Origin of the sequence: Lentilactobacillus rapi DSM 19907 = JCM 15042 (assembly GCF_001436255.1) — a bacterium.
Lineage (GTDB): Bacteria > Bacillota > Bacilli > Lactobacillales > Lactobacillaceae > Lentilactobacillus > Lentilactobacillus rapi.
Genome location: NZ_AZEI01000066.1, coordinates 1 through 7455, shown reverse-complemented (window position 1 = coordinate 7455; position 7455 = coordinate 1). Strand labels below are relative to the sequence as shown.

Sequence of the window (7455 nt, the reverse complement as noted above, 5' to 3'; positions counted from 1 at the left end):
GCCAGATCAGAAAGGTTACTAGAAACTAATTTTTCATAGAACTTTGGACACTACCGGAAAAAATGAGCGGATCCAAGCGGTTAGGGATCGGAGTGTAAGTCTCCTCAGAGAGAAATTCCGGATTTGGGAATTTTTCTCTGAGGTGCTTACATGCAGATCCCTGCTTGGAGGAGCTGTCCTAAAATATGCATTATGAGTATTGTTAATCGAGGGCCACTTTTTCATGAAGCCTCGGCACCCGACCACTGTTAATCTCAAGACCACCGCCTTTTATCACGACTTTGTGTATTTGCTTGGTATCGTTTTCATTGTAAGAGGATGCCCACTGTTTTACAAACTTTTGCGCTTTTATATTCAGCTTTGATGTATGATTATGAATTCATGATGTCAAAGATGGATGGAATCTCTTAAAGTATTTAGGTACCGAATCACTTTGCTTGCCATCCACAAAAATTCGCGTATACTCTGTGTTGTTAGGTACCTAAATATATCAATTAAGGAGTAAGTATATGACAAAAACAAACGCAGAACTTCTAAGAAAAATCTTCGGTTTTATTCATCGCACTCAGCGCTTGGCTCAGATGCAAGACCGTCCATACCATATGCACGGCCAGCGTCGGGCATTAGGCGTTCTTGCCAAAGAAGGGACCCTCATCCAATCTCAATTAGCTGAAATTTTGGACATCCGTCCTTCTTCACTTACTGAGTTATTATCCAAGTTGGAAGACCGCGGCTTGATCACCCGCACCACCGACGAAGATGATAAACGCGTCACTAAGGTTTCAATCACCGATGAAGGCAAAAAGATCATCGAAAACGATGATGAATCTGCCGACAAAATGCTTGATACCATCTTTGAGGGATTATCTGATGATGAGATAAACGAGTTAAGTCAGCTTTTCGACAAACTCAACACATCTTTAGAAGGTAAACTTCCGGACAGAGAAGAAGGCCCTCATGGATTTCCACATCATCACCATGGCTTTGGTGGTCCTCATCACGGCCCATTTGGCGGCCATCGTGGTGGCTTCCATGGACCTAGAGGTTTCGGTGAATAACCTCATTTATCAATAAGCTTTTCCCTGCATGCCTGTCTGGCGTGTGGGGATTTTTTAGTTTGAAAATCTTTCATCCCCATTTTTAACCACTTTGCGTCCCATTTCAGCAGGCACATTTCTTCCGCTTAAGCCTGGTTTAAGGTTAATATAGTAAAAATAGAGTTGAACATTGAAACTGTCCAAATCTCACACGGAAGGTGATCGCGGAATTATTATGGTTAAGAAGAGAATTGAATGGATCGACATTGCCAAAGCTTACGGAATTATCGCCGTTGTTCTCGGCCACGCCTTGGCAAGCGGAAATACAACTAACATTATCTATTGGTGGCACATGCCGTTGTTCTTCATTATTGGCGGCTTCTTCCTCAAACCAATTGATATTCATAAACTCACTGCTTGGAAGAAATTTTTCAACAAACGGATCTATCGGGATCTGACAATCTACTTTAGTGCCGGAATCGTTTTAATCCTGGCGTACAGCATCCTTTATAATAAAGACTGGCAATATTTGGTTAACCATTTGTCACGGTTGATTGTGGGTGGCCGAACGCTGAATCTATACACCAGCACGTTCTGGTTTGTGAACGTTTATCTGCTCTCGATTACAGCCGTTACCCTGCTTATCTCAATCACCAAATCACGAGTGATTCAGCTGGCAGTTGTTGGGGCCGGTGTCTTTCTGGCAACCTGCTACGACAAGATTGATTGGTTAACTTTATATAACTACAAAACAATGCCTTGGAATGCAGATATTGTCCTCATCGCGGCTTTCTTCACCTATATTGGATATCTATTTTTCCACACAAATTGGAAATGGATCGAAAAGCCACTCCCAATTGCAGGGCTGGTCATGTCTGCGGGTGCGCTCATTTGGTTCTACTTGAATCAAAATTTCAGCTTTGAATTTTCAATGAAGTCTCACTTGATTCAATCATCCGAGCCAAAAGTCTTGATGATGACAACCATCCCACTGATCTTCTCGTTTGCGGTGATGGGGATTTCCCATTTGACCACCTATTTGCCAATCAATTGGTTCCTGTCGCTGATCGGTAAACACACCATGATCATTATGTATATGCACAACTTCTTATTAGACATCCTGGGTCGCGCCGGCGTTGAAGACGTCCTGACCAAGGTCACGATTGCGGTAATGGTCCCACTCATCATCGTTACCCTAGAGAAACCAATGACGGAAAAGCTCATGAATCAACGTCATTTATATCTTGATTCATATGCATTTAAATAAAAATGGCGGAAAACGCGTTTGGAAGCTGAAGCGAAACCATTCGATAAAAAGGATCAACTATTCCTGTGATTTTGGAATAGTTGATCCTTTTCGTTAAATTGCCGCAGTGGCTTTGTATTTAAATTTTGGGATCAGAACCTCGATTGAGCCGTCCCTTCACTTATTAACGCAATTGAAGCTCCAGATACTCCGCTCCATCCAAGGGATTAAATCGATATGAATCGATAGTTTTAAATCCGGCAGCCCGATATATTTTGAGGGCCCCCTGCATTTCCTTCAAAGTATCTAATCGAATTGACCGATAGCCAAGCTCTTTGGCACTCACCAAAATTCTAGCAACCAGTTCTCGCCCAATCCCTAATTGACGGAAACCATTTCTAACATACAGCCGCTTCATTTCGGCAATTCCAGGTTCAAATTCGTGCACGGCAACGGCACCAGCAAGCTCGCCATCCACATACGCCATAATCAAGTCGCCCCTGGGTTGATTGTAGCGAGTTGCCAGTTCATTAAGCTCAGTAGCAAAGTCCTGAAACTTCAGGTCAAATCCAAGCGAATTTGCATACTCAATCAAGAGTTGCTTTGCGGCTTCAAAATCCGCTTTAGTGGTCGCGTGCTTATAAGCAATTTGCATTTGGTGACTGGGTTCCAGCATCGTATCCCTCCTGACAATTAGCCCAACCTAAATGTTTCAACTACATCTTTTGGGACTTTTTCAGCTTCTAACCAAATCAGTTTATTGTTTCATTCGTTTCTGGTGTAATAGGCGTTGCTTTTCTTCTTCAGCCTTTTGAGCAGCTAAGTGTTGTTCGTGTCCCCGTTCACTGGCAGCCTTTTGCGGCAATACCAGGTTCAGGACAATTCCGATAATCGTGGCAAATGCCAGCCCGGTGAATTGGAAGCTCTTGATTTGCAGATAAGCATTTCCAACCCCAATTACCATTACGGTTGAAGCAATCATCAAGTTCCGTTTCAAATTCATATCCACTTTATTTTCAACCATTACTTGGATTCCGGCCGTCGCAATTGTTCCAAACAACAGGAAACTAATCCCGCCAATAACGGGCATTGGCATCTGCATGATTAAGACATTTAGTTTGTTCACAAATGCGAACAGGATTGCAAACATGGCGGCTCCCATCAGCACATAAACACTGTGAATTTTGGTAATGGCCATCACGCCAATGTTCTCACCATAACTGGTCATAGCCGGTGCCCCAACCAACCCGGCAAATAGTGACGCAGCACCATCTCCAGCAAGGGTTCGGTTTAATCCGGGATCTTTGAAAAAGTCTCGACCGGTCAATTCATCAAGCACCATGATATGCCCCATGTGCTCAGTCATCGTTACAAACGCAATTGGGGTGATGGCTAAAATGGCCGCCCAATCAATCTTAAATTTATAATCAATCCCTGGGATATCGAATGCAGGAATTTTGAACCACGGCGCACTGGCAATCGCATGCAGGTCAACAATGCCACAGAACACAGAGATCACGTACCCACAAACAATTGCAAGCAGGACCGGAATCAGGCCGATGAACCCTTTAAACAGCATATTAAAAATAATGGCTAAAAATAACGTTGCCAAGGCAATACCAAAGTACAATAAACTGTATTTGCCGTTTTTCATCATCGCATCCTGGGCAGCACTCCCTGCAAGGGACAAGCCAATGACCATGACGATGGGACCAACCACAATTGGCGGCAAAATTTTATCCACCCAGTCTGACCCGACTCCCCAAATAATCGCGGCAACAATCATATACACAATTCCGACGCCGATCACACCTTGGGCAATGCCTGGATAACCCGTCGTCTTCATCAATGCCAGCATCGGTGTAATAAAGGCAAAACTTGATCCCATGTAAGCAGGAATCTTTCGCTGGGTGATCATAATATGAAGCAACGTGCCGACCCCTGAGGCAAACAGCGCAATGCTTGGGCTCAACCCAACCAATAACGGTACAATCACCGTTGATCCAAACATGGAAAACATGTGCTGCAATGATAAACCGACCCATGGGAAGAATTTCGGCATATCATGAATATCTAGTATCGCCCGATCGTCGTGAAACTCGTTCTTGTCTGCCATTTTTCCGCTCCTTTGAAGTTGTCCATCTGGTGGAGATCGCTGAATGATGTGCTACCAAACAATAACCTGCACATAAGCACCCTGATACATTGCAGAATGGTGTTCCGCAAAGCAGCAATCTACGTGTAAGCACCTTTGGAAAAATTCCAAACTCGGGAATTCCTCCAAAGGAGACTTACACTCCGATTGCTAATCGCTTTGCTCCACACACTTCAACAAAAAATAGCCGCACCCAGCAAGGGTCGACTATTTGTGTTTGAATGTCGTCATCTTGCCAGCCTCTCGGACCAGATTTAAAGATTCATTTAGTTGTCATTAAGTATAATATACTGCAGAAACATGTCAATCTAATTTTTTAAAGCCAACTCCATATCGATATGGGGAATATTATCCTCTAAGTAAACGTCACTGACATCCCTGAACCCAAATGAATGGTAGAAATACTTCAGATACTCTTGGCCGGCCAGCACAATTTTGGCTGCTTCTGGGAATAGTTCCTTGGACTTATCCAAGGTGGCTTGCACCAACTCTCTTCCAAGGCCACCGCCCCGGTACTTCGGGTTCACCACGACCCTGCCAATTCGGGCAACTGACTGGTTTTCTTCAGGAATGATTCTGGCATAAGCCATCAAGTCCCCCTCGGCGTTTTTGAACATCACATGATATGAAATCAAGTCGTCATCGTCAACTTCTTGGTAGTAACATTTTTGTTCAACAACAAAAACGGCGACTCGTAATTTATAAATTTCAAATAGTTCTTTGGTGCTTAATGCTGCAAACTGCTTTACTTCAATTTGTGTCATAACTGCCATCCTTTTTTCGTGAAAAATACAACCCCATTGCTTTCTGTTATAATATATTCAATCAGGTTGAGATGCAATAATCGAATCTAAATGAGGTATTAATGTGAATAGGCATGACAATGAACCAAGATACAAAAAATATGATTTTAATTCGGAACAGGATCGCCGCCGTCAACGTCGAAAACAATACAGCGGCTGGTGGTTTGCCCTGCTCATTTTAATCATCGCGATTGGACTGGCATTTTCCATTAACTGGCTGATGACCCGCAACAACCATCAATCGAATTCATCCTCCACGGCTGCGATCAGTAAAACCATCGACAAATCAAAAAATGCCATTGAGGGTCGCAACTCCAAGGGCAGCCTAACCAAAAAAGTGGAAGACAATCGAGTTTCCGCCTTCTCCAGTAAAATAGACGATGCCAAAGCTGGTGGGTTAACCCCTGCTGAACGTGGTCAACTTCAAAAGTCGATCAATAATGAACAGAACAAAACCGTTAAAAGCCGTGAGCAACAATTGCTCAATAAAGCGAACAAGCAGGCACCTGCCAAACCAAAAGCCCCAGATCCTTTCGCAACGACCCACACATTTTCATCGGTGAACGATGCCAAGAATTGGGCAAACGCGACGAAGCAACAATGGCTCAAAGACGGTTACGTCAACTACACGATCTCGTCCAATGGCCAGGGTTATTATGTGCTGAAATTCATCAAATAATGTGATCTTTTGGAAACTGGCTGAATCTATTTAACTTAAAATTTGAGAAGTCAGTTGAGATGACATATTATTGGGTTGAGGACAGCTGTTCCAAGCAGAGATCTGCATGTAAGCACCTTTGAGAAAAATTCCCAAACCCGGAATTTCTCTCAAAGGAGACTTACACTCCGACTTCTAACCGCTTGGATCCGCTCACTTATTTCAGGACAGCTCCTCCAAGCAATAATCTGCATATAAGCACCTTCAACAAAAATCCCCAAAACCGGGATTTCTGCTGAAGGAGACTTATATTCCGATTATTCCCGCTTGGATCCGCTCACTTTTCATAGGAGATGAGAATATGAAGGTTCAAGTACCATTAACAAAGGGGCTTTTAGCCGATAAGTACAGTAAGTATGCATCACCTGCAGATATTTTAGGTGATCAGCCAATCGTTTCATTTCCAATTAAAATTACCGATGCTCCCAAGGATGCCAAATCCCTTGCTTTAACATTGGTTGATTGGGATGCTATTCCAGTCAGTGGTTTCATGTGGATTCACTGGACCGCCGCCAATATTTCACCCGATGTCACGGAAATTCCTGAGAATAATAGTCAAAAGCCGAAGGTGCCGATGGTCCAAGGACGTAACAGCACTGCCGGTGGTTTGATCGGTAACAACGATCCCGTAACCGCTTGGCATTACAATGGACCAACCCCTCCTGACAAAACCCACAATTATCATTTATCAGTTTATGCTTTGGACACAGAATTACCCCTAAAGGATGGTTTCTGGCTCAATGAGCTTCAAGACGCAATGCGGGGACATATTTTGGAAACAGCAGAATTTGTTATTCCAGCTCGTGCATAGGATAAATAATTCCTTGGGCAAGCCGTTTGGACTTTTAATTAGTGATATAATTAACACATAAATGACCACAAGGGAGGCAGCTTCATGGAATCCAACTACAACAACATCTTGGTCCCAGTCGACGGATCAGCCCAATCAGAGGACGCACTCGCAAAAGGGGCCCTTATTGCCCACAATAATGGTGCTCATCTAGATGTGCTTCATGTATTAAGCACCCAGCAGTATGGCTACAATTATGGTGGCATGGTAGATGGTGACGTTATCAACAACCTCGTTGAAGACACCACCGATTATCTCAATAAGTTAGTGGACAGGATTAAAAAGGAAGCGGATTTGGATGACATTCAAATCCATATTCGTTTTGGTAATCCAAAGACAGTTATTGCCTTCGAATTTCCAAAGGACCACAAGTCAGACCTGATCGTGATGGGCGCAACGGGAATGAGTCGCCTACAACGAGTATTGGAAGGTTCAGTGTCATCATTCGTTAACCGTAGCGCCAAATGTGACGTCATGGTGGTAAGAACCAACAAGGAAAATAAACCGTATAAACCGGTGGAAAATAATTAGAGTGCCGAAAAAGGCGCTTTGACGCGGTTATATAAGGAAGCCCTCACTAAAATCCTGGTCTTGGATTTTTGGGAGGGTGTTCTTATATATTAAGACAAACTATATTACGTCAAGA

Annotated in this window: 8 protein-coding genes; 5 read left to right on the top strand and 3 right to left on the bottom strand. The window is 43.4% G+C overall.

Annotated elements, in window-relative coordinates; all coding sequences use genetic code 11:
- Nucleotides 1–509: 509 nt before the first annotated feature.
- Together FD12_RS07690 and FD12_RS07685 are read left to right on the top strand one after the other, a co-directional pair.
- Nucleotides 510–1058: a MarR family winged helix-turn-helix transcriptional regulator gene (locus tag FD12_RS07690; RefSeq protein ID WP_054749087.1), complete on the top strand. Its 549-nt coding sequence runs from the start codon at nt 510–512 to the stop codon at nt 1056–1058.
- A gap of 214 nt (nt 1059–1272) precedes the next feature.
- The gene (locus FD12_RS07685; protein ID WP_056982467.1) at nt 1273–2304 is read left to right on the top strand and encodes an acyltransferase family protein; all 1032 of its coding nucleotides are present in this window, start codon (nt 1273–1275) and stop codon (nt 2302–2304) included.
- 163 nt (nt 2305–2467) lie between these two features.
- Here FD12_RS07685 and FD12_RS07680 read toward each other — a convergent pair whose 3' ends face one another.
- The 3 genes from FD12_RS07680 to FD12_RS07670 all read right to left on the bottom strand — a co-directional run bounded on the left by FD12_RS07680 (nt 2468) and on the right by FD12_RS07670 (nt 5202).
- A complete protein-coding gene (locus tag FD12_RS07680; RefSeq protein ID WP_225427386.1) occupies nt 2468–2959 on the bottom strand; it encodes a GNAT family N-acetyltransferase in 492 nt (163 codons plus the stop codon).
- A gap of 81 nt (nt 2960–3040) precedes the next feature.
- Nucleotides 3041–4399: a uracil-xanthine permease family protein gene (locus tag FD12_RS07675; protein WP_056982465.1), complete on the bottom strand. Its 1359-nt coding sequence runs from the start codon at nt 4397–4399 to the stop codon at nt 3041–3043.
- Nucleotides 4400–4746: 347 nt separating this feature from the next.
- On the bottom strand, nt 4747–5202 hold the full coding sequence (locus tag FD12_RS07670; RefSeq protein WP_056982463.1) for a GNAT family N-acetyltransferase: 456 nt from the start codon (nt 5200–5202) through the stop codon (nt 4747–4749).
- A gap of 103 nt (nt 5203–5305) precedes the next feature.
- Here FD12_RS07670 and FD12_RS07665 point away from each other — a divergent pair, with 103 nt between their 5' ends.
- The 3 genes from FD12_RS07665 (at nt 5306) to FD12_RS07655 (ending at nt 7340) form a co-directional block, all read left to right on the top strand.
- Complete coding sequence (locus FD12_RS07665; protein WP_056982461.1) at nt 5306–5920, top strand: hypothetical protein; 615 nt, start codon at nt 5306–5308, stop codon at nt 5918–5920.
- 340 nt (nt 5921–6260) lie between these two features.
- Complete coding sequence (locus tag FD12_RS07660) at nt 6261–6770, top strand: YbhB/YbcL family Raf kinase inhibitor-like protein (RefSeq protein WP_054749088.1); 510 nt, start codon at nt 6261–6263, stop codon at nt 6768–6770.
- An 84-nt stretch (nt 6771–6854) separates the two neighbouring features.
- The gene (locus FD12_RS07655) at nt 6855–7340 is read left to right on the top strand and encodes a universal stress protein (RefSeq protein WP_056982459.1); all 486 of its coding nucleotides are present in this window, start codon (nt 6855–6857) and stop codon (nt 7338–7340) included.
- Nucleotides 7341–7455: the final 115 nt, after the last annotated feature.